This window comes from Bradyrhizobium sp. MOS003, from assembly GCF_003020125.1.
Classification (GTDB): domain Bacteria; phylum Pseudomonadota; class Alphaproteobacteria; order Rhizobiales; family Xanthobacteraceae; genus Bradyrhizobium.
In genome coordinates this window covers 1,827,056-1,853,063 of the sequence record NZ_PYFW01000001.1, presented here as the reverse complement: position 1 = coordinate 1,853,063, position 26,008 = coordinate 1,827,056, and the positions used below count along the sequence as shown (strand labels likewise).

23 protein-coding genes are annotated in these 26,008 nt (G+C 63.4%); 16 read left to right on the top strand and 7 right to left on the bottom strand.

The features are described 5' to 3' along the window. The first annotated feature begins 108 nt into the window (after positions 1-108). Genes C7G42_RS08930 through C7G42_RS08920 form a run of 3 tightly spaced genes read left to right on the top strand, consistent with a single transcriptional unit; the run spans position 109 to position 4,777 of the window. Positions 109-1,908, top strand: a complete 1,800-nt coding sequence (locus C7G42_RS08930; RefSeq protein WP_106948551.1) for an FAD-dependent oxidoreductase — start codon at positions 109-111, stop codon at positions 1,906-1,908. Beyond that, complete coding sequence (locus C7G42_RS08925; protein WP_199580720.1) at positions 1,878-3,725, top strand: 2-oxoacid:acceptor oxidoreductase subunit alpha; 1,848 nt, start codon at positions 1,878-1,880, stop codon at positions 3,723-3,725. The genes C7G42_RS08930 and C7G42_RS08925 overlap by 31 nt, the downstream gene beginning before the upstream one ends. Further along, positions 3,722-4,777, top strand: coding sequence for a 2-oxoacid:ferredoxin oxidoreductase subunit beta (locus tag C7G42_RS08920; RefSeq protein WP_106948549.1), 1,056 nt, complete (start codon positions 3,722-3,724; stop codon positions 4,775-4,777). Before C7G42_RS08925 ends, C7G42_RS08920 begins: the two co-directional genes overlap by 4 nt. Here C7G42_RS08920 and C7G42_RS08915 read toward each other — a convergent pair whose 3' ends face one another. Then, on the bottom strand, positions 4,778-5,227 hold the full coding sequence (locus tag C7G42_RS08915) for a DUF4399 domain-containing protein (RefSeq protein ID WP_106948548.1): 450 nt from the start codon (positions 5,225-5,227) through the stop codon (positions 4,778-4,780). It abuts the gene before it with no gap. A gap of 17 nt (positions 5,228-5,244) precedes the next feature. Next, the gene (locus C7G42_RS08910) at positions 5,245-6,792 is read right to left on the bottom strand and encodes an SUMF1/EgtB/PvdO family nonheme iron enzyme (protein WP_106948547.1); all 1,548 of its coding nucleotides are present in this window, start codon (positions 6,790-6,792) and stop codon (positions 5,245-5,247) included. A 322-nt stretch (positions 6,793-7,114) separates the two neighbouring features. Here C7G42_RS08910 and C7G42_RS08905 point away from each other — a divergent pair, with 322 nt between their 5' ends. The 6 genes from C7G42_RS08905 to C7G42_RS08880 all read left to right on the top strand — a co-directional run bounded on the left by C7G42_RS08905 (position 7,115) and on the right by C7G42_RS08880 (position 9,740). After that, entirely contained in the window at positions 7,115-7,735 is a 621-nt protein-coding gene (locus C7G42_RS08905; RefSeq protein WP_106948546.1) for a hypothetical protein, read from the top strand. Between the two features lie 30 nt (positions 7,736-7,765). After that, a complete protein-coding gene (locus C7G42_RS08900; RefSeq protein WP_106948909.1) occupies positions 7,766-8,215 on the top strand; it encodes a DsrE family protein in 450 nt (149 codons plus the stop codon). Between the two features lie 91 nt (positions 8,216-8,306). Then, positions 8,307-8,630 carry an ArsR/SmtB family transcription factor gene (locus C7G42_RS08895; RefSeq protein ID WP_094893749.1) on the top strand — a complete coding sequence of 108 codons (324 nt, stop codon included), beginning with the start codon at positions 8,307-8,309 and terminating at the stop codon, positions 8,628-8,630. Then, on the top strand, positions 8,627-9,058 hold the full coding sequence (locus C7G42_RS08890) for an SRPBCC family protein (RefSeq protein WP_106948545.1): 432 nt from the start codon (positions 8,627-8,629) through the stop codon (positions 9,056-9,058). Before C7G42_RS08895 ends, C7G42_RS08890 begins: the two co-directional genes overlap by 4 nt. Positions 9,059-9,096: 38 nt before the next feature. After that, the gene (locus C7G42_RS08885) at positions 9,097-9,306 is read left to right on the top strand and encodes a hypothetical protein (protein ID WP_106948544.1); all 210 of its coding nucleotides are present in this window, start codon (positions 9,097-9,099) and stop codon (positions 9,304-9,306) included. Continuing rightward, positions 9,303-9,740 (top strand): DUF1801 domain-containing protein, encoded by a 438-nt coding sequence (locus tag C7G42_RS08880; protein WP_106948543.1) that lies wholly within the window; start codon positions 9,303-9,305, stop codon positions 9,738-9,740. The genes C7G42_RS08885 and C7G42_RS08880 overlap by 4 nt, the downstream gene beginning before the upstream one ends. Positions 9,741-9,909: 169 nt before the next feature. On the opposite strand, the gene C7G42_RS08875 is transcribed toward C7G42_RS08880, so the two are convergent. The 4 genes from C7G42_RS08875 to C7G42_RS08860 form a co-directional block, all read right to left on the bottom strand. Beyond that, positions 9,910-11,445 (bottom strand): SpoVR family protein, encoded by a 1,536-nt coding sequence (locus C7G42_RS08875; protein WP_106948542.1) that lies wholly within the window; start codon positions 11,443-11,445, stop codon positions 9,910-9,912. Then, positions 11,442-12,719, bottom strand: coding sequence for a YeaH/YhbH family protein (locus C7G42_RS08870; RefSeq protein WP_199580809.1), 1,278 nt, complete (start codon positions 12,717-12,719; stop codon positions 11,442-11,444). Before C7G42_RS08870 ends, C7G42_RS08875 begins: the two co-directional genes overlap by 4 nt. A 30-nt stretch (positions 12,720-12,749) precedes the next feature. Continuing rightward, positions 12,750-14,693, bottom strand: coding sequence for a PrkA family serine protein kinase (locus tag C7G42_RS08865; protein ID WP_106948540.1), 1,944 nt, complete (start codon positions 14,691-14,693; stop codon positions 12,750-12,752). Between the two features lie 302 nt (positions 14,694-14,995). Then, positions 14,996-15,652, bottom strand: a complete 657-nt coding sequence (locus C7G42_RS08860; protein WP_106948539.1) for an STM3941 family protein — start codon at positions 15,650-15,652, stop codon at positions 14,996-14,998. A 303-nt stretch (positions 15,653-15,955) separates the two neighbouring features. Between C7G42_RS08860 and C7G42_RS08855 the strand changes: the two genes are divergently transcribed. Genes C7G42_RS08855 through C7G42_RS08825 form a run of 7 tightly spaced genes read left to right on the top strand, consistent with a single transcriptional unit; the run spans position 15,956 to position 24,168 of the window. Then, positions 15,956-18,805 (top strand): bifunctional transaldolase/phosoglucose isomerase, encoded by a 2,850-nt coding sequence (locus tag C7G42_RS08855; RefSeq protein WP_106948538.1) that lies wholly within the window; start codon positions 15,956-15,958, stop codon positions 18,803-18,805. 13 nt (positions 18,806-18,818) lie between these two features. Further along, the gene (gene gnd, locus C7G42_RS08850; protein ID WP_106948537.1) at positions 18,819-19,817 is read left to right on the top strand and encodes a phosphogluconate dehydrogenase (NAD(+)-dependent, decarboxylating); all 999 of its coding nucleotides are present in this window, start codon (positions 18,819-18,821) and stop codon (positions 19,815-19,817) included. Between the two features lie 29 nt (positions 19,818-19,846). Next, a complete protein-coding gene (gene zwf / locus C7G42_RS08845; protein ID WP_106948536.1) occupies positions 19,847-21,358 on the top strand; it encodes a glucose-6-phosphate dehydrogenase in 1,512 nt (503 codons plus the stop codon). Next, a complete protein-coding gene (gene pgl / locus C7G42_RS08840; protein WP_199580718.1) occupies positions 21,358-22,107 on the top strand; it encodes a 6-phosphogluconolactonase in 750 nt (249 codons plus the stop codon). The genes zwf and pgl overlap by 1 nt, the downstream gene beginning before the upstream one ends. Beyond that, complete coding sequence (locus tag C7G42_RS08835) at positions 22,094-22,624, top strand: gluconokinase (protein ID WP_106948534.1); 531 nt, start codon at positions 22,094-22,096, stop codon at positions 22,622-22,624. Before pgl ends, C7G42_RS08835 begins: the two co-directional genes overlap by 14 nt. Before the next feature lie 25 nt (positions 22,625-22,649). Further along, on the top strand, positions 22,650-23,462 hold the full coding sequence (locus C7G42_RS08830; RefSeq protein WP_106948533.1) for an HAD family hydrolase: 813 nt from the start codon (positions 22,650-22,652) through the stop codon (positions 23,460-23,462). Between the two features lie 28 nt (positions 23,463-23,490). Further along, positions 23,491-24,168 (top strand): phytanoyl-CoA dioxygenase family protein, encoded by a 678-nt coding sequence (locus C7G42_RS08825; RefSeq protein ID WP_106948908.1) that lies wholly within the window; start codon positions 23,491-23,493, stop codon positions 24,166-24,168. Positions 24,169-24,185: 17 nt separating this feature from the next. Here C7G42_RS08825 and C7G42_RS08820 read toward each other — a convergent pair whose 3' ends face one another. Continuing rightward, entirely contained in the window at positions 24,186-25,985 is a 1,800-nt protein-coding gene (locus C7G42_RS08820; RefSeq protein ID WP_106948532.1) for a glycoside hydrolase family 15 protein, read from the bottom strand. Positions 25,986-26,008 lie beyond the last annotated feature (23 nt).

The window sequence follows — 26,008 nt, the reverse complement described above, 5'->3', positions numbered from 1 at the left end:
GCTAACCCAATGACGTCATTCAGAAACCAGATCAAAGCGCGTTAAGCGCTCGCCAAGCTCAAACAAAAGAGGCCGCCGGGTCTTTGAGCCTGCGCGGACAGGGTAGGAATGAAACCGACCGATATCGCGGCCCCCGACTACTTTCACAAGGTGGTCGATTGCCAATGGGCTTGTCCTGCGCACACTCCCGTTCCCGAATACATCCGACTGATCGCACAAGGCCGCTACAGCGACGCCTACATGGTCAATTGGAAATCGAACGTGTTTCCCGGAATTCTGGGACGCACCTGCGATCGTCCCTGCGAGCCGGCGTGCCGGCGCGGGCGCGTCGAGGAGACACCGGTCGCGATCTGCCGGCTCAAGCGCGTTGCAGCTGATTTCAAGGACGACATCACGCAGCGCCTGCCGCGCCCCTCGGCGAAGAACGGCAAGCGCGTCGCCTTCGTCGGCGGCGGCCCGGCCTCGCTGACGGTGGCGCGCGATCTCGCGCCGCTCGGCTATCACTGCACCGTGTTCGATGGCGATCCCCGGGCCGGCGGCATGATGCGCTCGCAGATCCCGAAATTCCGCCTGCCCGATTCGGTGATCGACGAGGAGACCGGCTACATCCTGGGTCTCGGCGTCGAGTTCAAGGGCGGGCACCGCATCGAGAGCATGAAGGCGCTGCTCGCGGAGAAATACGACGCGATCTTCGTCGGCACCGGCGCGCCGCGCGGCCGCGAGCTCGACATTCCCGGCCGGAAAGAGGCCGCCGCCAGCATCCACATCGGCATCGACTGGCTGTCGTCGGTGTCGTTCGGCCACACCGACAAGATCGGCAAGCGCGTCATCGTGCTCGGCGGCGGCAACACCGCGATGGACTGCTGCCGCACAGCCCGCCGCCTCGGCGGCGAGGACGTGAAGGTGATCGTGCGCTCCGGCTTCGAGGAGATGAAGGCCTCGCCCTGGGAGAAGGAAGACGCCATTCACGAGGACATTCCGATCCTCAACTTCCTCGTCCCCGTTGCCTTCATTCACGACAACGGCAAGCTCACCGGCATCACCTTCCAGAAGGTGAAGGCCGAATACGGCGCCAAGGGCCGCCGCAACCTCGTTCCCTCCGGCGAGCCCGACCAAACCCTCGCATGCGACGACGTGCTCGTCGCGGTCGGCCAGGAGAACGCTTTCCCCTGGATCGAGCAGGATTGCGGCATCGAGTTCGACAAGTGGCACATGCCCAAGGTCGACTCGAAGACCTTCGTCTCGACCAATCCGAAAGTGTTCTTCGGCGGCGACGCCGCGTTCGGGCCGAAGAACATCATCTGGGCGGTGGCGCAGGGCCATGATGCCGCGCTGTCGATCCACAAGATGCTCTCGGGCGAGGACATCACCGAGCGACCGCTGCCGGAGGTGCATATCTCCTCGCAGAAGATGGGCATCCACGAATGGAGCTACGACAACGACATCTCCAACGACAAGCGCTTCAAGGTGCCGCATCGCGACAAGGTGATCGCGCTGAAGGACATCCGCACCGAAGTCGAGCTCGGCTACGACGTCAAGCTCGCGCTTGGCGAAGCCGAGCGCTGCCTGAACTGCGATGTCCAGACCGTGTTCTCGACCTCGCTCTGCATCGAGTGCGACGCCTGCGTCGACATCTGCCCGATGGACTGCATCACCTTCACGCAAAATGGCGAGGAGGCAGATCTACGCCAGCGGCTGAAGGCGCCATCGCTGCATCCCGACCAGGACCTTTACGTTTCCAGCGACCTCAAGACCGGGCGTGTGATGGTCAAGGACGAGGATGTCTGCCTGCATTGCGGGTTGTGCGCCGAGCGTTGTCCCACCGGAGCCTGGGACATGCAGAAATATCTCATCGAAATGACTCACGCGGGATCATCATGTCCGACAAAAAGCCGCTCAGCAGCGTAAACGACTTCGTCGTTCGTTTTGCCAACGTCAACGGCTCGGGCTCGGCCAGCGCCAACGAGATGTTCGCGCGCGCGATCCTGCGCCATGGCGTGCCGGTCTCCCCTCGCAACATCTTCCCCTCCAATATCCAGGGGCTGCCGACCTGGTACGAGGTGCGGGTGACGGAAGACGGCCATCTCGGCGCCCGCGGCGGTGTCGACATGATGGTGGCGATGAATCCGCAGACCTGGGACAAGGACGTCGCCGGCATCGAGCCCGGCGGCTATCTGTTCTACGATTCCACCAAGCCGATGCCGTCGACCAAATTTCGCGACGACATCACCGTGATCGGCGTCCCCCTCACCGCCATCACCAACTCGACCTATACCGATCCGCGCCAGCGCCAGCTGTTCAAGAACATCATCTATCTCGGCGCACTCTCGGCGCTGCTCGACATGGACCCGAAGCTGATCGAGCAGTTGATCGGCGAGCAGTACAAGGGCAAGGAAAAGCTGCTCTCCTCCAACGTCCACGCGCTGCATCTCGGACGCGACTGGGCGCTGCAGAACTTGAAGTGCCCGATCGGGCTCAGGGTGAAGAAGTCCGACAAGGTCGGCGACCGCATCTTCATCGAAGGCAACAGCGCCGCCGCGCTTGGCGCCGTCTATGGCGGCGCGACCGTATGCGCGTGGTACCCGATCACACCATCCTCATCGGTGGCGGAGGCTTTCACCGCGCACTGCAAGAAATTCCGGCACGATCCTCAGACCGGCAAGGCGAAATACGCGATTGTACAGGGCGAGGACGAGCTGGCTTCGATCGGCATCGTCATTGGCGCATCCTGGAACGGCGCACGCTCCTTCACCGCGACGTCAGGACCCGGCATCTCCCTGATGACCGAGTTCATCGGCCTATCCTACTTCGCCGAGATCCCGGCCGTGATCATGAACATCCAGCGCGCCGGCCCTTCCACGGGCATGCCGACCCGTACCCAGCAATGCGACATCATCGCCTGCGCCTATGCCTCGCACGGCGACACCAAGCACGTGCTGCTGTTCCCCGAAGATCCCGCCGAGGCCTTTGAGTTCGCAGCCGCCGCGTTCGATCTCGCCGAACGGCTGCAAACCACGATCTTCCTGATGCTCGATCTCGACATCGGAATGAACCATCGCCTCTGCCGGCCGCTGAAGTGGGACGATTCCAAGCAGTACGACCGCGGCAAGGTGATGACTGCGGAGATGCTGGACGAAGGCCGCGACTTCGGCCGCTATCTTGACGTCGACGGCGACGGCATCCCCTATCGTACCTATCCCGGCACGCATCCGACCAAGGGCTCCTACTTCACGCGCGGCACTTCGCGCGACCGCTATGCGCGCTACTCCGAGGAAGGCTCGGTCTACGCCGACAACATGCAGCGCCTGATGCGCAAGTTCGAGACCGCGCAGGACCTGGTGCCGCGACCGTTGCAGGCGAATGCGGAACGGCCGACCAAATACGGCGTGATCTATTTCGGCTCGACCTCGCCGGCGATGGACGAGGCGATCGGCCTGTTGGAAGCGCGCGGGCATCAGCTCGACCGTCTGCGCATCCGCGCGTTCCCGTTCCACTCCAGCGTCGCAAGCTTCCTCGCCGAGCACGATTTCGTCTATGTCGTCGAGCAGAACCGCGACAGCCAGCTGCGCCAGCTGATCGTGAACGAGAACGGCATCGATCCGGTGCGGCTGGTGCCGATCGTGCACTACGACGGCACCCCGATCACCGCCCGCTACATCGCAAAAGCCATTGGCGACCACCAGGATCACCTCAAGGTGACCCCGCTCCGCAAGGCCGTGTCATGACCTACATCGCAAAGCCGAAATTCCATCATCCCGGGCTGAAGAAGAACGAGCTCGGCTACACCCACCGCGACTACGAGGGCAAGATCTCGACGCTGTGCGCGGGGTGCGGCCACGATTCGATCACGGCCTCGATCATCGAGGCCTGCTACGAACTCTCGATCGAGCCGCACCGGGTGGCGAAGATTTCCGGCATCGGCTGCTCGTCGAAGACGCCGGATTATTTCCTCGGCAATTCACACGGCTTCAACTCCGTGCACGGCCGCATGCCCAGCGTGCTGACCGGCGCCAATCTCGCCAACCGCGATCTGATCTATCTCGGCGTCTCGGGCGACGGCGACAGCGCCTCGATCGGCTTCGGCCAGTTCGCGCATTCGATCCGGCGCGGCGTCAACATGACCTATATCGTCGAGAACAACGGCGTCTACGGCCTGACCAAGGGCCAGTTCTCGGCGACCGCCGACCGCGGCTCGAAGTCCAAGAAGGGCGTCACCAACACCGACAACGCCATCGACCTCGTCGCGATCGCGCTCCAGCTCGGAGCCACCTTCGTGGCGCGCTCGTTCTCGGGCGACAAGACGCAGCTGGTGCCGCTGATCGCGGCCGCGATCCGCCACAAGGGCGCGTCCTTCATCGACGTCATCAGCCCCTGCATCGCTTTCAACAATCACGCCGGCTCGACCAAGAGCTTCGACTATGTCCGCGAGCACAACGACGCCGTGAATCGGCTCGACGTGCTGGTCGGCCGCGATCCGATCGCGGTGGACTATGCGCCGGGCACGGTGCAGATGGTCGAGCAGCACGACGGCAGCAAGATCGCGCTCCGCAAGATCGACGCGGACTACGATCCGCATGACCGGTTAGGGGCTCAGACTTTCCTCGCCAGGCACGCCGCCAAGGGACAGATCGTCACCGGGCTTTTGTACGTCGACCCCGATGCGGAAGATCTGCACGAGCATCTCAACACCGTCGAGACCCCGCTCAACACGCTGGAAGCCGATACGCTGTGCCCGGGCTCGGCGGCGCTGGACAAGTTCAACGCCAGCCTGCGGTGATCATTTGCCCCGCGCCGAAGCCGGCGGCCTGACGCGTATCGTGATCTTCTCCGACACGACCGGCGGCTCGAACGGATAGTGCTTGGCGTCGCCGAGCACGAGCTGCAAGGTGTGAGGGCCCGGCGGAAGGTCGAGCATGGTTTCGGTCTGCCCGGCCCCGAAATGCAGGTGTGACTTGTCCTGCGGGATCGGCTCCTTGGGATCGATGGGCTCGCTGACGTCGACCAGCAGATGATGATGGCCGGCATTCTGGTAGTCGTCGCCGGCATGTGTCACGCCCATGTTGCGCAAGCCGAACCGGACCCAGAATCCGCCGCGCACCTTCTGCCCATCGTGCGGCGTGATGAAATAGAGCTTCGCGTCCTTTGGCGCGGCCTTCCCTTGCGAGTAGGCTGCGCCCGGGAGCAATGCGATCGTCGTCGCCAGTGCCACGCCATGAATGATCTTCATCGAAGCTACTCCAGCACTTACGGACTGAGCACGACGCGGAATCCATGCGTTGGGTAACGGACGTTGGTGTCGTAACCATCGCGGTTGGACGGCCGCACATATCTCGAATCGTTCTTCCACGAGCCCGAGCGCAGGACGTGCGATGAGCAGTCCCCACCGCTCCATGCCGAACCATCGAGCGGCGCACCCTGATAGTTCTTGTGCCAGCAGTCTTCGACCCACTGGTCGATGCCACCGCCCATGTCGTGGAGCCCGAATGGATTCGGCCTGAAGCTGCCCACTTTCGCCGGCTGCTCGGCCGCGAGGTCGCCGCAATCCTTGCATCCGGCCATGCCCGGCTGGAGCTTGTCGCCCCACCAATATTTTGTCTGCGTTCCGCCGCGCGCCGCATATTCCCATTCCGCTTCGCTCGGAAGCCGGTACGGCTTCTTCGTCGCCTGCGCGAGCCAGGCGGCATATTGCTGCGCGTCCGCCCAGCTCACATTGCTGACCGGGCTATCGTCCCTGCCGATGGCCGTGAATCCGCACGCCTTGGCGGCGGCGCATTCGTTCCACTCCTGCACCGTAACCGGATATTTTCCGATCGAGAACGGCTTGATCGTGACCTGGTGGACGGGGCGCTCGGTTGGATCGTCATTGCTTCCCATCGCGAAACTGCCGCCCCGAATGGAGATCATTTCGGGCTCGCGCAGCGGCGTTGAGGACGGACTTGGCGCCGGTGTCGGCGAGGAAGGGGCCGAGGCCAGTGAGGTAGATGGTTGCGGTATCTGCGTCGCTGCCTCGCTGGGCATAGGCTGCGGGATCGGTGGCCTGGCCGGAGCTGCTGTTGGGGCAGCGGAAGGAGCGGTTGGCGCGGCGGCCCGCTCGCCCTTCCCGCCGGATTGCGCCAGCAAATACCAGAGCGCGCCGGCAGCGATGACGAGCAGCGTGATGGCCAGGAAAAAGATCAACGCGTTCTCGCGCCGGCTTCTCGTCTTACCGACGGCATCTGCATCCGGTAGCACGCGATAGATGCGCACCGGATCGGTGATGTTCTTGACCTTGCGGTCTCCAAGCGACTCGTAGCCGCACACCACCTTGTGCTTGATCTGCTCGTAGATCGCGCCCGAAATGTAGACTTGGCCGGGCTCGGCAATGCCCTCAATACGCGTGGCGATGTTGACGCCGTCGCCATAGACGTCGTCGGGCTCTACGATCACATCGCCGAGATTGACGCCGATCCGATATTCCAGCCGCGAGTGCTTCGGAAGCGTGGCATTGCGACCGATCAAGTTCTGTTGAATGACAATGCTGCAGCGAACCGCCTCGACGGGGCTGTCGAAAATGGCGATGAAACCATCGCCCGTCGTCTTCACCAGAGCTCCATGGTGCTCGACGATGCTGGGCTGAATGAGGTCCCGCTCGATCCGCTTGACGCGAACATGCGTGCCTTCCTCGTCGGCCTGCATCAAGCGGCTGTAGGAAGCGATGTCACCGACAATGATTGCTGCGAGACGACGAGGCATAACGCCGTGCGGAGGCGGCTCGTCCTGATTCTCGGATCTGAAGTTGCGAATTTCGCCCATTGCGCAGGGACTCCACAAACTTGCAAAGGCAGCCCCACCTTACGACCTCGAGACGCGATCGCTTGTGAAGGCTATCACATTGACGAACTGGAACAACGTCGAAGGACTGCCAATATCGAGTTCCAGAGAGCGAGAGCCCTGAACCGCTCTGGCCCCAGGAGCGACTAAGGCATCGCCCGCACATCCGTCTCAGGTCGATCCGGTGACGACGATGCCGAGGAGCAGCGAACGTGAACGCGCCGCGCCTGGCCCGCGACTAACTGCCAATCGGCCCCGATCGTCCCGCCGCGGGCCGTCAACGGCTCACGCGTTCGGTGCGACCATGAAGCTTACCCTCATCCTGCCGCTTGTCCTTGCCGCATTCACCGGCGTCGCCCATGCCGACGAGGCTGACCCGGTCCGCGAGACAACGAAGGCCGAGGCCGATGCCTTCAATGCGCGCGTGTATGCGGGCACGCCAGGCAAGACCGCCTATGCCTGCTTCGTCCGCCGCTACGATGCCGAGCACCTGGCACGACACCCCAAGCAGCGGGTCGCCACGATGAAACTCCTGGTCTCGGCGGAGACTTTTGAAGCGGACATGCAGCTGCACAATTCCTTCAGGCTCGGCTTCCGCTATCGCGACCGGAGTGGTGATTTCGACTCCAGCGGCTCTTGCCGCCACACGGTCTTTACCAGAGAGGGCAACGAGGTCCGCCTCGGATGCGGCGTCGACTGCGAGGGCGGCGGCATCGGCATTGCGCTGTCGAAGGACGACAAGTCAGTCATCGTGCGGCTCGAAAGCATCAGGGTCTGGCTGCATAACAAGCCTGATGACGAGGCCGAGAGATCGCTGGTCGCGGGCAGCGACGACGGGATCTTCCGGCTCGACCGGACTGACAACAGCGAGTGCGCCGCGCTCGTGACCGATCGCAAGGAACTCGCCGCGCTGCGCCACAAATGATATGCCTGCGGCAAGTTGAAGGAGATCATCATGAACCGCCGCAACATCCTTTGGAGCACCGTCTCGGCGCTCGGCGCAGCGTTGGCCGCCTCGCGCGCCAAGGCGGCGGCCGACCCGGCCAAGTCGGATAAGCTCAAGGTCGTCTACCATCTCAGCGATGCCGAGAAGGTCAACTTCGTGCTCGGCAACATCCAGAACCACATCGACGGCGTCGGCGGTCCCGACCACGTCACGATCGCGCTGGTGATTCATGGGCCGGCGCTGAAGGCGTTCCACGCGGCGCAGGCCAACCCTGACATCAGCAAGCGGGTCGGCGAATTCTCCAAGGACGGCGTCGAGCTCGCCGCCTGCGGCAACACGATGAAAGCGCAGAACGTGACGCTGAAGGAGTTGCTGCCGGGCTTCGTCAGCGCGGAAAGAGGCGGCGTGGTTCGTTTGGCTGAGCTGCAGTCGCAAGGGTATTTGTACTTGCGGCCTTGAGGCGCGCAACGACCATAGAGATATCTTGCTTGACACACCCATAACCCCACGGCTATGAGTTAATCCATAACTTTATAGTTATGGATCATCCATGTCTCCGGCCCCCGATCTCTTGTTCAGAACGCTCGCCGACCCCACGAGGCGGGCGATCTTCGAGCGGCTGTGCCGCGAAGGCGAGCAAACCGTCGGGGCACTGACGGCACGCTCCGGCGTTTCCCAGCCGGCCGTCTCGAAGCATCTCGGCGCGTTGAAGCAGGCGGGCCTGGTGCGCGACCGCCATGAGGGACGGCAGACGCATTACAGCGCGCAGCCCGGCGCACTCGATCCGCTGATCGACTGGACCAGCCAGATGACCTCCTTCTGGCAGAGGCGGCTCGACGCACTCGACGATCTCCTGAAGAGGATGGACCAATGACTGAGGCTTCGAGCCAAACGCGCTCCGTCGTGATCGAGCGCGAATTTGCCTTTCCGCCCGAGCGGCTCTGGCGCGCGCTGACGCAGCCGCATCTGATCGAGGAATGGCTGATGAAGAACGACTTCAAGCCATCCGTCGGTCATCGCTTCAACCTTCGCGGTGAGTGGGGCGGCGTGCTGGATTGCGAGGTGCTCACCATCGAGCCGCAGAAGACCCTCGCCTACACTTGGAATTTCTCGCATGAAGACGCCGCCTTCGACCTCAAGAGCGTCGTGACCTTCACGTTGACGCCGACGAGTGCAGGCACGCATCTGCGTGTCGAGCAGGCGGGCTTTGGCCCGACACAGAAGCAGGCTTTTGGCGGCGCCCACGCCGGCTGGAAGCAGTTTTTGGCCAAGCTGGACGAGGTGCTGGCGCGGGCCGCGTAAGCGCATCCATTCAACCATCGCAAGGAGGTCCGTTGAACATGTGGATTCGACAAACTCATCGCTGGCTATCCATCGCCTTTACCCTCGCGGTGATCGCCAACATCGTCGCCATGATAATGCAGCTCGATGCGGCCTGGATCGGTTTCCTGGCGCTGGTGCCGCTGATCCCGCTGCTCGCGACCGGGCTCTATCTGTTCGCGCTCCCGTATCTCGCCCGGCGTGGTACGCATGGTGAGGCCAGGCCATGAAAAAAGCGGAGGCGAAGAAGAACGCCGCGAAGGTGACGGACGGACCCTCGCCCTCCAAGTTGATCGACGGCAGGATCAAGGAGCTCGGCGACTGGCGCGGCGAAATGCTGGCGCGCGTCCGCGGCCTGATCAAGCAGGCCGATCCTGAGGTCGTCGAAGAGTGGAAGTGGCGCGGCGTTCCCGTATGGGAGCACGACGGCATCATCTGCACCGGCGAGACCTACAAGGAAGTGGTGAAGATGACCTTTGCCAAAGGCGCCGCGCTGGATGATCCCGCCGGCCTGTTCAATTCCAGCCTCGACGGCAACGTCCGGCGCGCAATCGATATTCGCGAAGGCGAGACGATCAACGAGAAAGCGTTGAAGGCGCTGATCCGCGCGGCGGTGGAGCTGAATGCGAGCAAGGTGAAGAAGGCGGCGAAGCGATCGAGTTAGGTGCTATCGATTCACGTTCATGCCCTTATCAGCCTCGGGCTGGCTGTAACCTCTCCCGCTTGCGGGAGAGGTCGGCGCATAGCGCCGGGGCCCTCCCCCCCCGCGGGCGGGGGAGGGAGCGCACCGCACTCGCGGGAATTCCATCGCGTTCCAGGAGTCGCCGACCAGATCACGCCGCCGCGGTGATCGGGCGCGGGCTCACGACATATTCGCGCAGGACCTTGTCGTTGGCATCGACCTCGATCAGCGACACGTCGTAGGTCCAGAGATCGGCGAGATGTTGCAGCACCCGCTTGGCGTCGGTTTCGTTGAGCTGCGCGCCCTTGATGACATGGTGGTGCAGGATCAGGCGGCGGTCACCGGAGAGATCGACGTCGACCACCTCGATGTTGGCGTCGATGTAGCCGACATCGTGCTGCCGCGCCAACTCGCGCCGCACGCGGCGGAAGCCGCGCTCGTCGTGGATCGCATCGACCCGGATGCCGGCGCGCTCTTCGGGATCATCGTGCAGATGGAACATGCGGAGCTGCCGCATCAATTTGGGGCTGAGGAACTGGGCGATGAAGCTTTCGTCGCGATAATTGGCCCAGACGTCGCGCAGCACGCCCATCACGTCGTTCTTGCCGGCGATATCGGGGAACCACTCGCGGTCCTCGTCCGACGGACTGGTGACGATGCGCTCGATGTCCTGCATCATCGCGAAGCCGAGCGCATAGGGATTGAAGCCGGAGAAGCGCGGATCGTCGAATTCGGGCTGGAATACCACATTGGTGTGCGATCCCAGGAATTCGAGGAAGTTGCCGTCGCTGATGCGGCCCTGCTGGTGCAGCTGCGTCATGATGCGATAGTGGACGTAGGTCGCCGTCCCCTCGTTCATCACCTTGGTCTGGCTCTGCGGATAGAAATATTGCGCGATGTGGCGGACGATGCGCAACAGCTCGCGCTGCCACGGCGCCAGCCGCGGCGCGCTCTTCTCCAGGAAGTAGAGCAGGTTTTCCTGCGGCAGGCCGAGCAGCTTGCGGCGCCGTTCGAGCGAGATCGCGGACCGGGTCTTCGAGGCGCCCTTGGGCACGGTGCGCCAGAGGTCGTTGAAGACTTCCTCCTCGTGCTGACGGCGACGCCCTGCCCGCTTCTCCTCCTCGCGCAGATCGAGTTTTTTCTTGCCGGGATAGCGATCGATGCCGTGTGACATCAGCGCATGCGCGGCATCCAGCGTGCGCTCGACCTCGATGCGGCCGTGACGCTCCTCGCATTGCATGACGTAATTCTTGGCGAAATCCAAATAGTCCAGAATGCCGTCGGCATCGGTCCACTGCTTGAAAAGATAGTTGTTCTTGAAGAAGTGGTTGTGGCCGAAGGCAGCATGCGCGATCACCAGCGTCTGCATCGTCGCCGTGTTCTCCTCCATCAGGTAGGAGATGCAGGGCGAGGAGTTGATCACGATCTCATAGGCGAGGCCCATCAGGCCCTTGCGGTAGGACGCTTCATGGTAGGCGAACTGCTTGCCAAAGGACCAGTGCTTGTAGAACAGCGGCATGCCGACGGAAGAATAGGCATCCAGCATCTGCTCGGCGGTGATGACCTCGATCTGGTTCGGATAGACGTCGAGCCCGAGATCCTTCATCGCCACCGTCTCGCAGGCGTCGGTGATGCGCTGCAAGGTGTGGAAATCCCAATCCGCGCCTTCGAACAATCGTTCCGTCATGGAGCGGCTTTCTCCTGGGCAGTGTCGCGGCGCTGGAACAGATCGTGGAACACCGGAAAAATCTCGCTGCGCTCCGAGACCTTGCGCATCGAGAGCGGTGCGCCGCTGTTGCGCAGGCGCTCATAGAGGGTCCAGAGCGAAGAGTCGGAGAGATCGAAGGCGCTGCCGCCGGATTCCCCAACCTCGAGATAGGCAAAGAACTGGCAGACCGGCAGGATCTTGTCGGTCAGCAGGAGCCCCGTGAGCTCACCGTCGGAATAGGAATTGTCGCCGTCGGAGGCCTGCGCGGCATAGATGTTCCAGTCCGACGGGTTGAAGCGCTCGCGCACGATCTCGTGCATCGCCTGCAGCGCACTGGAGACCAGCGTGCCGCCCGAGGCCGGGCCGTAGAAGAAAGTCTGCTCGTCGACTTCCTCGGCGCGGTCGGTGTGGCGGATGAAGACGATGTCGACGTGCTTGTAGCGGCGTTTCAGGAACACGTAGAGCAGCATGTAGAAGCGTTTGGCGAGATCCTTCATGTGCTCGGACATCGAGCCGGAGACGTCCATCAGGCAGAACATCACGGCCTGCGCCACCGGCTTCGGCACCGTCTCGAAGCGGCGATAGCGGATGTCGAGCGGATCGATGAAGGGAATGCGCTTGGACTTCGCCTTCAGCTTTTCGAGCTGGGCAAGAAGCACCAGACGTTCGTCGTCGTCCGTGCAGGCCTCGATCGCGGCTTCCAGCTCTTCGATCTCCTCCTTGCTGGGACGCTTGAGCGCGATACGGCGCGCCAGCGCGCGCCGCACAGTCCGGCTCACGGAGATATTGGCGGGCGAACCCGACGTGGTGTATCCGGCACGCTGGATGCCTTCGCTCTCGGTCTGCGCGACCTTGCGCTTGGCAAGATCGGGCAGTTCGAGATCGTCGAGAAAGAGGTCGACGAATTCGTCGCGGGAAAGGACAAAGCGGAAGGCGTCTTCGCCGTCGCCTTCGCCGGGGCCGGAATTCTTGGCGCTGCCCTGGCCCGAGCGCTGCAGATAGTCGCCCTCGATGAACTTCTTGTTGCCGGGTAGCACCATGTCGCGCGTTCCACCTTCGCGGCGGAAGCGCGGCTCGTGCATGCCGTCGAGGGGGATCGTGACTTCCCCTCCCTCCAGGACGTCCTTGATGTCGCGTTCCTGCGAGGTCTTCTTGACGGCGCCCTGCACCAGGGATTTGGCCCGACGCAAGAACCGCTGGCGGTTCTCAAGACTCTTGCCGCCCGGATTCAGGCGCCTGTCAATAATGTGAATGGGCACTTTACCATCCGCCTCCCATCCGCCTCACCCGGCCTGCTTCACGCGCATGTACCATTCGACGAGCCGGCGAACCTGACGCTCGGTGTAGCCGCGCTCCACCATGCGTGCGACGAACTCGCCGTGCTTCTTCTCCGTCTCGCCGTCCTTCTTCGACCCGAAGGAGATGACCGGAAGCAGGTCCTCGACCTGGGAGAATATCCTCTTTTCGATCACCTCGCGAATCTTCTCGTAGGAGATCCAGCTCGGATTCTTGCCGCCGTTCTGGGCCCGGGACCGTAACGAGAATTTGACCACCTCGTTGCGGAAGTCCTTGGGGTTCGCGATGCCGGCCGGCTTCTCGATTTTGGTGAGTTCCTGGTTCAAGAGTTCGCGATCAAGCAACTGGCCGGTATCGGAATCCTTGAAGTCCTGGTCCTCGATCCAGGCATCGGCATAGTCGACGTAGCGGTCGAACAGGTTCTGGCCGTAATCCGAGTAGGACTCCAGATAAGCCTTCTGGATCTCGTTTCCGACGAACTCGGCGTAGCGCGGCGCCAGGTCCGCCTTGATGAATTCGAGATAGCGCTTCTCGACTTCCTCCGGCAGCTGCTCGCGCTTGATCGACTGCTCCAGCGCGTACATCAGATGCACGGCATCGGCGGCGACCTCCTGGGGATCGTGGTTGAAGGTTGCAGCCAGGATCTTGAACGCGAAGCGGGTGGAGACGCCGTCCATGCCCTCGTCGACACCGGCGGCATCGCGGTATTCCTGGACGCTGCGCGCCTTCGGATCGGATTCCTTCAGGCTCTCGCCGTCATAAACCCGCATCTTGGCGTACGTCGTGGAGTTCTCGTGCTTGCGCAGACGCGACATCACCGAGAACCGCGCCAGCGTCTCCAGCGTCGAGGGCGCGCAGGGCGCGGCCGCGAGCTCGGAGCCCTGGATCAGCTTCTCGTAGATCTTCTGCTCCTCCGTGATCCGCAGGCAGTAGGGCACCTTGATCACGCAGATGCGGTCGATGAAGGCCTCGTTGTTCTTGTTGGCCTTGAAGCTCGACCACTCGGCTTCGTTGGAGTGCGCGAGGATCACGCCGGTGAAGGGGATCGCGCCGATGTTCTCGGTGCCGATGTAGTTGCCTTCCTGCGTCGCCGTGAGCAGCGGATGCAGCATCTTGATCGGCGCCTTGAACATTTCGACGAACTCGAGCACGCCCTGGTTGGCGCGGTTGAGGCCGCCGGAATAGCTATAGGCGTCGGGATCGTTCTGCGCGTAGGTCTCGAGCTTGCGGATGTCGACCTTGCCGACCAGCGAAGAGATGTCCTGGTTGTTCTCGTCACCGGGCTCGGTCTTGGCGATGCCGATCTGGCGCAGCCGCGACGGCTGGATCTTGGCGACGCGAAACTGGGAAATATCGCCGCCGAAGGCCTCCAGCCGCTTGTAGCACCACGGGCTCATCAGGCCGGTGAGACGGCGGCGCGGAATGCCGTATTTCTCTTCCAGCATTGGACCCAACTGATCGGGATCGAACAGGCTGAGCGGGCTCTCGAACACCGGCGAGAGTTCGTCACCGGCCTTGAGCACGTAGATCGGATGCACTTCCATCAGCGACTTCAGCCGCTCGGCCAGCGAGGATTTACCGCCACCGACCGGGCCAAGCAGATAGAGGATCTGCTTGCGCTCTTCGAGGCCCTGCGCCGCATGACGGAAGAAACCGACGATGCGCTCGATGGTCTCTTCCATGCCGTAGAAGCCGGCGAAGGCCGGATAGGTGCGGATCGTGCGATTCAAAAAAATACGGCCAAGGCGTGGGTCCTTGGCCGTGTCAATCGTCTGGGGTTCACCGATCGCCGCTAGCAATCGCTCCGCCGCATTGGCGTATTTCATGGGATCGCTTCGACACGACTCCAGATATTCCGCCATCGACATGTCGTGCTGGCTTCTCGCCTCGAACGACCGAGCGAAAGCGTTGAATAGAGAATCGTTGTACATGATCCCTCTCCGCGTGAGTTCCGCTACACAACTGAACTAAAGCAGCGACTGGACCGTTCCGTAGCGCCACTCTCGAATCAGCGTGAGCACATGACGATCATTGGACACCCGGGTGCCGACTTGACGCAACGCACAACGTAGGCACTCGTTGAGTTACGAACAGGCACCTGCCTGTTATTTGTGCGAATCTATATCCATCATCGCTCATTTCCAGAAAATGTCACTCGCTCGCAACATCCGGGCATTACCGGAGGAAGAGTCCATTCGGCACTGCCGCAGTGAGCGATCCGCGAGCGGCGATCTTATGACGCTTGTACGGCGAAGCCCTGAGCGCCACCCTGGGTGCCGCGTTCATCTTTCTCCTGCTGCAGTGCGGCGCGGAGACCGCTCGCAGCATGACAATCGCGGCAAGCGCGCAGCAGTGTCTCGAAATCGGTCGCCAGGCCCTCCGACGGGATGACAATGCGATCGTTTTGCGCGCAACGGGCCAAATCGGGGATGCAGCGGAGCTGCCGCCGCAAGGCCGGCGTCGGGGTCAGCACGATCATGCGGTGGCCGCGGCTCTCCTCAGCCGAAATCTCCGCAATCGAATCCCACAGCAGAAATTCATTGCCGATACGGAGGTCCCGTATGCCGTAGGGGGTGACCACCACCACCGCTCCCCGTTCGGCGGGGAGCATCCAGATCAGCCAGCATGTCACCAGGCCGAACAGTGCGACACCGGCATAGCCGAGCGTCGTGTCGTAGTCGCCGAAACCGTCCCACCAATCGAAGGCGAGGCTCGCGCTGAGCAGGGTCATCGCAAAGCCCGACGCGACCAGCAGCCGCAACTGCGTCACGCATCGACTGATCTCTAGATCGCGGGATACGTCGATGCTCGCGGCCGATTGCCGGCTGTCGGCAACAGCAAACGCCAAACCATCAGGATGAGCGTGCATGCTTTTCCCCAGCATGGCCATTCGCGACCGAGCCATGATGTACCAGACGGATCGGAATCCGCTGGTGGCACTCCACGCAGCCACTGGCTGACGACGAGCGGCCGACGTTACGCAACCAGACCCGGCCAAACTTCCGGCCAGCGACTTTTTACGCAACAACCGCTACTGCCGCCTGGATCGCCATGATCGCGACGGAGTTACACAGGAGGGTATGACGCCTGTACCCTTGATTGGTTCCCTCAGGCGCGCATGTAAGCTAGAGGATAGCGCGTCAGGACCGGCGCGGAAACCCCTCGCCCGCAGGCTTGGAGATAAATAAGCATCATGAATCCCGTCAAAGAACTGGAAAAGCACGGACAAGCCGTCTGGCTGGACTTCCTGGCTCGTGGCTTCATCGCCAAGGGCGACCTGAAGCGGCTGATCGAGACCGACGGCGTCAAGGGCGTCACCTCCAACCCCTCGATCTTCGAGAAGGCGATCGGCAGCTCGGACGAATATGACGCCCCGATCGGCAAGGCGCTGAAGCGCGGCGACCGGACCGTGGCCGATTTGTTCGAGGCCGTCGCGGTCGAGGACATCCAGAACGCGGCCGACGTGCTGCGCCCGGTCTATGACCGCCTCAAGGGCGGCGACGGTTATGTCAGCCTGGAGGTCTCGCCTTACCTCGCGCTCGACACGCCCGGCACCGTCACCGAGGCGCGGCGGCTTTGGAAGAGCGTCGCTCGCAAGAACCTGATGGTGAAGGTGCCGGCGACGCCCGAGGGTCTGCCGGCGATCGAAGAGCTGATCGGCGACGGCATCAGCATCAACATCACATTGCTGTTCTCCAAGGCGGTCTACCTCCAGGTGGCCGAAGCCTACATCGCCGGGCTCGAAAAATACGTCGCCGGCGGCGGCGACCCCTCGCATGTGGCGAGCGTGGCCAGCTTCTTCGTCAGCCGCATCGACTCCGTGGTCGACAAACAGCTCGACGACAAGATCGCCCGCGCCAACGACCCATCCGAGAAGGAGCGGCTGGCCGCGCTCAAGGGCAAGGTCGCGATCGCCAACGCCAAGGTCGCCTACCAGGATTACAAGCGCCTGTTCTCGGGTGCCCGCTGGGACAAGCTCGCCGCCAAGGGCGCCAAGCCGCAGCGGATGCTGTGGGCCTCGACCGGCACCAAGAACAAGGATTACCGCGACGTCCTCTATGTCGAAGAATTGATCGGCCCCGACACCATCAACACCGTGCCGCCGGCTACGCTGGATGCGTTCCGCGACCACGGCAAGCCGCGCGACAGCCTGGAGGAGAACGTCGAGTACGCCTACCGCGTGCTGGAAGAGCTGGAGCGCTCCGGCGTCTCGCTCGACGCCATCACCGAAGAGCTGGTCAAGGACGGCGTCAAGCAATTCGCCGACGCCGCCGACAAGCTCTACGGCGCGGTCGCGCATAAGCGGGTGACCGTGCTCGGCGCCGCGATCGACCGCCAGCAACTTTCGCTCGGCGACGGGCTCGGCAAGGCGGTCGCCAAGAGCACCGAGGAATGGCGTGCCTCCGCCAAGATCCGCAGGCTGTGGCAGCGCGACAAATCGGTCTGGACCGGCGCGGACGAGGACAAATGGCTCGGCTGGCTCGACAGCGCCGCCAAGGCCAACGTCGCCGACTATGAGGACTATGCTGGGCGCGTGAAGGGCCAGAAATTCTCCGACGCCGTCGTGCTCGGCATGGGCGGATCGAGCCTCGGGCCGGAGGTACTGGCCGAGACGTTTGGGAAGAAGCCCGGCTTTCCGAAGCTGCATGTGCTCGACTCCACAGACCCGGCGCAGGTGCGGGCGATGGAGGCGAAGATCGACATCGCCAACACCGTGTTCATCGTCTCCAGCAAGTCCGGCGGCACCACCGAGCCGAACGCGATGAAGGACTATTTCCATGAGCGCGTTGCGCAAGCGCTCGGCCCGAAGGCGAAGACCGGCTTCCGCTTCATCGCGGTGACCGATCCCGGCTCATCGCTGGAAAAGGCCGCCAGGAAACTGAACTATGCCCGCATCTTCCACGGCGAGCCCTCGATCGGCGGACGCTATTCCGTGCTGTCGCCATTCGGTCTCGTGCCGGCGGCGACCGCTGGCATCGACGTCAAGACCTTCGTCAAGCATGCGCTCTCGATGGCGCGCTCCTGCGGACCGGACGTGCCGCCGAGTGAGAACCCGGGCGTGCAGCTCGGCCTCGCCATCGGTCTCGCCGGCCTCGAAGGCCGCGACAAGGTGACGATCCTGTCGTCGAAAAAGATCGCCGATTTCGGCGCCTGGGCCGAACAGCTCATCGCGGAATCGACCGGCAAAGAAGGCAAGGGCCTGATCCCGATCGAGGGCGAGCCGCTGGGCGATCCCTCGGTTTACGGCAACGACCGGTTCTTCATCGACATCCGCGTCGAAGGCGAAGCCGACGCCGCCCATGATTCCCAGCTCGCCGCAGTCGAAGCGGCCGGCCACCCCGTGGTGCGCATCGTGATGAAGTCGATCGACCATCTCGGCCAGGAGTTCTTCCGCTTCGAGATGGCGACGGCGGTGGCGGGCTCCATCCTCGGCATCAACCCGTTCGACCAGCCGGACGTGGAGGCTGCCAAGATCAAGACCCGCGAGCTCACGGCGTCGTTCGAGAAGACCGGCACCTTGCCGGAAGAGCAGCCGGTGGTCAGCACCGATGAGGCCGATCTCTACACCGACGAGGCCAACGCGACCGCGCTGCGCGCCGCCGGCGCCAATGGCGACCTCACCTCGTGGCTGAAGGCGCATCTGTCGCGCTCCAACCACGGCGACTATGTCGCCCTGCTCGGTTATATCGCGCGGGACAAAGCGACCATCGACGCGCTTCAAGCCATGCGGCTGGAGGTGCGCGAAAAGCGCCAGGTCGCGACCTGCGCCGAGTTCGGCCCACGCTTCCTGCACTCTACGGGCCAGGCCTACAAGGGCGGACCCGACAGCGGCGTGTTCCTGCAGATCACCGCCGACGATGGCCAGGACCTCGCGGTGCCGGGCCAGAAGGCCAGCTTCGGCGTGATCAAGGCGGCGCAGGCACGCGGCGATTTCGACGTGCTCACGGAGCGGGGCCGGCGCGCGCTGCGCGTGCACCTCAAGGGCGGCCTCAAAAAGGGTCTCGCGGCACTCAATGCGGCGCTCAACGACGCGCTGAACTAAGGGAATATTGCAGATGCAACTCGGCATGATCGGCCTCGGCCGAATGGGCGGCAACATCGTTCGCCGCCTGATGCGCCACGGACATTCGACCGTGGTCTACGACAAGGACGCCAAGGCTGTAGCTGGCCTCGCCGCAGACGGCGCGGTCGGCTCGGCGACGCTGGAAGACTTCATCTCGAAGCTCGAGCGGCCGCGCACGGCCTGGGTGATGCTGCCCGCGGGGCACATCACCGAGACCACGATCAACACGATCGCGGGCGTGATGCAGAACGGCGACGTCATCATCGACGGTGGCAACACCTTCTGGCAGGACGATGTCCGCCGCGGCAAGGCGCTGAAAGAACGCGGCATCCACTATGTCGACGTCGGCACGTCCGGGGGCGTCTGGGGTCTCGACCGCGGCTATTGCATGATGATCGGCGGCGAGAAGCAGGTGGTCGACCGGCTCGATCCGATCTTCGCCGCGCTCGCGCCCGGCGCCGGCGACATTCCGCGCACCGAAGGCCGCGAGGGCCGCGATCCCCGCATCGAGCAGGGCTACATCCATGCCGGCCCGGTCGGTGCCGGGCATTTCGTGAAGATGATCCATAACGGCATCGAATACGGCCTGATGCAGGCTTATGCCGAGGGGTTCGATATTCTCAAGAATGCCAACATCGAGGCCTTGCCGGCGGACCACCGCTACGATTTCGATCTCGCCGACATCGCCGAAGTCTGGCGGCGCGGCTCCGTGATTCCGTCCTGGCTGCTCGACCTCACTTCGACCGCACTCGCCGACAGCCCCCAGCTCACGGAATATTCCGGCTTCGTGGAAGATTCCGGCGAGGGACGCTGGACCGTCAACGCCGCGATCGACGAGGCCGTGCCGGCCGAAGTTCTAACAGCGGCGCTCTACACACGTTTCCGTTCCCGCCGGGAACACACCTTCGCCGAAAAAATTCTCTCCGCGATGCGCGCGGGGTTTGGCGGCCACAGGGAGCCGAAGCAGCCGGGCGCGCCGAAGCCAAAGTAGTCAGTAACAAAAGCGAAGGCCGACAATTCGTGACAAAAGACCCGCAAGCCAAGCGCAAGCCCGAAAATTGCGCCTTCGTCATCTTTGGCGTGACCGGCGACCTCACCCATCGCCTGGTGATGCCGTCGCTGTACAATCTCGCCGCCGAGAACCTCTTGCCGGAAAAGTTCTGCGTCGTCGGCGTCGCCCGCAAGGGCCAGTCGGATAACGAGTTGCGCCAGAGCCTGATGAAGGGTTTGCGGCAGTTCGCGACGCGTCCCGTGGACGATGACATCGCCAAGCAACTGCTGCAATGCGTCACCTTCGTCGAGGCTGATCCGAAGGACCCGCCGTCGTTCGATCGCTTGCGCGAACATCTGGATTCGCTGGAATGCGCGCAAGGTACCGGCGGCAATCGCCTGTTCTATCTCGCAACCCCACCCGCCGCGTTCGCGCCGACCGCGCGCGAACTCGGCCGCACCGGCATGATGAAGGAAAACGGCGCCTGGCGCAGGCTCGTGATCGAAAAGCCGTTCGGCACCGACCTCGCCTCGGCGCGCGCGCTGAACGCCGAGCTGCTGAAGATCATGGACGAGCACCAGATCTACCGGATAGACCATTATCTCGGCAAGGAGACGGTGCAGAACATCCTGGTGCTGCGCTTCGCCAACGGCATGTTCGAGCCGATCTGGAATCGCAACCATATCGACCACATCCAGATCACCGTCGAGGAAAAGCTCGGCGTCGGTCATCGCGGCGGCTTCTACGACGCGACCGGCGCGCTGCGCGACATGGTGCCGAACCATCTGTTTCAGCTGATGTCGCTGGTCGCAATGGAGCCGCCGACCCGATTCGACGCCCATTCCGTGCGTTCCGAAAAAGCCGACGTGCTCTCGGCGATCCAGCAGCCCACCGAAGAGGAAGCGCTGCGGCGTTCGGTGCGCGGGCAATATCTCGCGGGGCAGATCGGCGACGACGAGATTCCGGACTATCGCAAGACTGAGGACGTCAAGCCCGACAGCACCACCGAGACCTATGTCGCGCTCAAGCTCCTGATCGACAATTGGCGCTGGGCGGGCGTGCCGTTTTATCTGCGCACCGGCAAGGCGCTCGGCCACAAGCGCACCGAGGTCGCGATCAAATTCAAGCAGGCGCCGCTGTCGATGTTCTCGGGCACGGATGTCGACCGCCTGTCACAGAATTTCCTCACCATCGGCATCGCGCCGACCGAGACCATCGAGCTGCAGTTCAACGCCAAGATTCCGGGACCGAGCATCACCATCGACGGCGTCGAGATGAAGTTCCGTTACGGCGATTTTTTCCGAGCGGACCCCAGCACGGGCTACGAGACGCTGATCTACGACTGCATGATCGGCGACAACATCCTGTTCCAGCGCGCCGACGGCGTCGAGGCGGGATGGCAGGCGGTGCAGCCGTTCCTGGACGCCTGGAAGAAGGCGGGCACCAACGGCATCGAGACCTATGAAGCCGGCAGCGACGGCCCGGCCTGCGCCGATGAGTTGCTGCGGCGCGAGGGCCGAAGCTGGCGGAAATTTTCGTGATGGCAACGGCGGGCCTGCCGAAGCTGATCGTCGCGGCCGATTCCGAGGCGCTGGCGCAGACCGCAGCCGAGCGCGTGACGACGCGGATATCGGCCAATCCCGGACGGATCGCCATCTGCCTCACCGGCGGGTCGAGCCCGAGGAAACTTTATCAACTTCTCGGCAGCGATTCCTGGCGCGGCAAGATCCCGTGGGACCGCGTGCACTGGTTCATCGGCGACGAGCGATTCGTGCCCGAGAGTGATCCCCTCAACAACATGGCGGCCGCGCGCGCGACATTTCTCGATGGCAATGCGCCCGCCGGCCATATCCACCCGATCCCGACCATTGCTGACAATCCGGACCGAAGCGCGGAAGCCTACGCACGCGAGCTGCAAGCCTTCTACGGTGCTGAAAGCCTGGATCCGGCCAAGCCTCTGTTCGACGTGGTTCTGATGGGCGCAGGCCCGGACGGCCACACCGCCTCGCTCTTCCCGGGCTTCCCCGCAATCGAGGAGACCGAACGCTGGGTCGTGGGCGTGCCCAAGGCCAATGTCGCGCCTTTCGTGCCGCGGGTCTCGCTCACCCTGCCCGCTCTCGCCTCCTGCCGCGAAATGCTGTTCGAGATTGCCGGGCACGACAAGCAGCCGATCTTGACGCGCCTCCTCAATGGCGAGACTCTGCCGGCATTACGCGCGCGCTCGAATGGTGAGACCGTCTGGCTGGTCGACCAGGCCGCGCTTCCGGAGGGAATTCGTGGGCCGCGTTGAAGCACCTTGTGCATTGATCGTGATGGGCGTGTCGGGTTCGGGTAAGAGCACGGTTGCGGAAGCACTCGGCGAGCGGCTCGGCTGGCGTTTCGAGGACGGCGACAGCTTCCATCCCCCCAGCAATGTCGAGAAGATGCGGGCCGGCCATCCCCTCACCGACGAAGACCGCTGGCCCTGGCTCAACGCCATCGCCGACGAGATCGCGCGGGTCTGCGACAAGGGCGGGCATGTCATCATCGCCTGCTCGGCGTTGAAGCACACCTATCGCGACGTCTTGCTGCGAGGGCGCGACGACGTCCGCTTCGTGTTCCTGAAGGGCACCAAGGAGCTGATCGCCGAGCGGCTCGCGCAGCGTAAAGGCCATTTCATGCCGCCCGGGCTGCTGACGAGCCAGTTCGACACGCTGGAACCGCCGGAAGCGGGCGAGCACGTCATCACCGTCTCGATCGACGAAACCGTCGAAGCGATCGTGGACGGCGTGGTGCGGCAATTGAATTCAAGCGGGACGAAGCGCTGAGACCTGGAAAGCTGAAGGCTCTATCATGACGCAAATCTCCCTCGTGGTGTCCGACGTCGACGGCACGCTGCTGACCAAGGACAAGACGCTGACGGATCGCGCGAGGTCTGCAGTGCAGCGGCTGCACCAAGCCGGTATCGGCTTCACCATCACCTCCAGCCGTCCCGCGATCGGCATGCGCTTCCTGATCGAGCCGTTGGCGCTGTGGCTGCCGGTCGGCCCGTTCAACGGTTCCTCGATCGTCGATCCCGAGATGAACCCGGTCGAACAGCACCTGATCCCCGCAACTGCCGCCGAGCGCGCCTTGCAGATCCTGCGCGAGTTCGGCGCGGACATCTGGCTGTTCACCTACGACAAATGGCTGATCGACAACCCCAGCGGCAAATACGTCGCGCATGAGCAGCACACGATCCGCTCCGACCCCACCATCGTGACGGACTTTTCTCCTTACCTGTCGAGCGCCTGCAAGATCGTCGGCGCCAGCGCCGATGCGGCAGGCCTGGAGGCTTGCGAGAAGGCGATGCAGCAGGCGCTCGGAAGTGAGGCCACCGCGGTGCGCTCGCAGACCTATTATCTCGACATCACCCCGCCAGGCTTCAACAAGGGCACCTTCGTCCAGGCGATGGCCAAGCGCCTGGGGATTACCACCGACGCGGTCGCCACCATCGGCGACATGCAGAACGACCTCGCGATGTTCGCCGTCAGCGGCGTCTCGATCGCCATGGGCAATGCCACCGACAGCGTCAAGGACCAGGCCACACACGTCACGGCCAGCAACGAGCAGGACGGTTTTGCCGAGGCGATGGAGATGATCCTGAAGCGGAATGGGGCGGGCTAGGGCGATCAGCCCTCAATCGGTGCACGAAATGACGACTGAACACCCGACCTTTCAGGATGACGGTGCGCAGCTGTTCCGGCAGGCGCTGACGTCCAATCAGCTCCATCAGCTTGAAGCAACCTTGTCCCATTTGCCGCCCGATCAGGCCGGACTCAGGCTGAGAGGTGTCGAAGGTCTCGCGCCGTTCCTCGTTTCAAGTGGGCATGTTGGTCGCTGCGCCGCGTCAGTGCTCGGCCACGGCTGTCGCCCCGTCAGAGCCATCCTGTTCGACAAGACGGCCGCAACAAACTGGGCTCTCGGCTGGCATCAGGATCGGACCATCGCCGTAAAGGAGCGTGTCTCCATCGATGGTTTTGAGACCTGGAGTGTCAAGTGCGGCATGCTGCATGTTGAGCCGCCCTTTGCATTGTTGTCGGGCATGGCGACCCTGAGGGTTCATATCGATCCGGTCCCGGCAAGCAACGCGCCGCTCCTGATCGCTCGGGGCTCCCACAAACTGGGACGGATTCGCGAAAATGACGTACGGGACGTCGTCAGGCGTTGCGGCACGATTGCGTGCCTGGCTGACGCTGGCGACATCTGGCTCTACGCGACGACCATTCTCCATGCTTCGGATGCAGCGGCCACGCCGATGCATCGCCGCGTTTTGCAGGTCGATTTTGCCGTTGGCGAGCTCCCCGGCGGCCTGGAATGGCTCGGGGTCTAGGACCTGAGCGGCCGTCCCTACTTCGACCGCTGCACCGCCGGCTTGTCGCACTCCTGCCGCGCCGCCGACAGATTATGCGCGGTATTGATCAGCGCGATGTGAGTCAGCGCCTGCGGGAAATTGCCGGTCTGGCGCCGCGCGACCGAATCATATTCCTCGGCCAGGAGCCCGACATCGTTTGCGATGCCGACCACGCGATCGAGCAGCACTTGTGCCTTGTCGAGACGGCCGGCCAGCACATGGGCGTCGGCGAGCCACAGACTGCAGGCCAGGAACGCGCCCTCGATCGGTTGGGTCTCCTCGGAAACTTCGCGCGGATCGTGGCGTAACACGAAGCCGTCGCGCATCATGTATTGTTCGACTGCGGCGATGGTGCCGCGGATGCGCGGATCGTCGGGCGGAAGGAAGCCGACGGCCGGCAGCAGCAGCACGCTGGCGTCCAGCATCTTCGAGCCGTAAGATTCCACGAAGGCATTTTCCTCGGCGTCAAATCCCTTGTTGCAGACGTCGCGATGAATGGCCTCACGCAGGGCGCGCCAGTGCAGCAGCGGCGCCTTGAAGCCGAAGGTCTCGGCGCTCTTGATGCCGCGGTCGAAGGCGACCCAGGTCATCACCTTGGAGAACACGTAATGCTTCGGCTCGCCGCGCCGCTCCCAGATGCCGTGGTCGGGCCGATCCCAGACTTCGGCCAGATGCTTGAGCACGGCGCATTCCAGCGCCCAGGTCTCTTTTTCGAGCTCGAGCTTGGCCATGCGGGACTGGTGGAAGGCGTCGATCAGCTCGCCATAGACGTCGAGCTGTAGCTGGGCATGCGCGGCATTGCCGACGCGCACCGGCTTGGCGCCTTCATAGCCGGCGAGCCAGCCGGCCTCCCATTCCAGCAATCGTCGCTGGCCCCAGATGCCGTACATGATCTGCATGTTCGCCGGCGCGCCGGCCGCCGCGCGCAGCAACCAATTGTGCCAGGCCAGGGCTTCCTCGGTATAGCCCGAGTTCATCAGCGCCAGCAGCGTAAAGGTCGCGTCGCGCAGCCAGCAGAAGCGATAGTCCCAGTTCCTGGCCCCGCCGAGTTTTTCCGGCAACGAGGTCGTCGGCGCCGCGACGATGCCGCCGGTCGGGGCGAAGGTCAGCGCTTTCAGCGTGATCAGCGAGCGGAGCATCAGGTCCTGATACTCGCCATCGTGGGTGCAGCGGCTGCACCATTCGGTCCAGAATTTTTCGGTCTCCTCGAGCGCGATCTCCGGGTCGATCGCTTCAGGAGGATCGAGATGAGAGGGGCCGTAGGTCAGCACGAACGGCACGGTTTCGCCCGCCTTCACCTCGAACTCGGCGACCGTGGTCAAGTCCTCGCCGCGGGTCTTCACCGGCGTCCGCAGCACCGTCATGTCCTGGCCGGCCACCGCCAGCAGCGAATGGTCGATCCGTCGCACCCAGGGAATGTCCACGCCGAAGCCGAAGCGGATCACGAGCTCCATCCGCATCTTCACCGTGCCGCTGACGCCGCGGACCAGCCGCACGATGTCGGACGCCTTGCCGCGCGGCGGCATGAAGTCGATCAGCGCGACGGTCCCGCTCTCAGTTTCAAAGCGTGTTTCGAGGATGAGAGTGTTGCCGAGATAGCGGCGCGAAATCTTCGTGACGCCCTCGCCAGGGGCAATCAGCCAGCGCCCGTTCTTGTGGGTGCCGAGGATGGCGGCAAAGCAGGCGTCGGAATCGAAGGCGGGCCAGCACAGCCAATCGATCGAGCCGTCGCGCCCGACCAGCGCCGCGGTCTCACAATCGCCGATCAGCGCATAGTCTTCGATTCTCTGGGTCAATGTCTTTCGCGCCTGGAAATCCC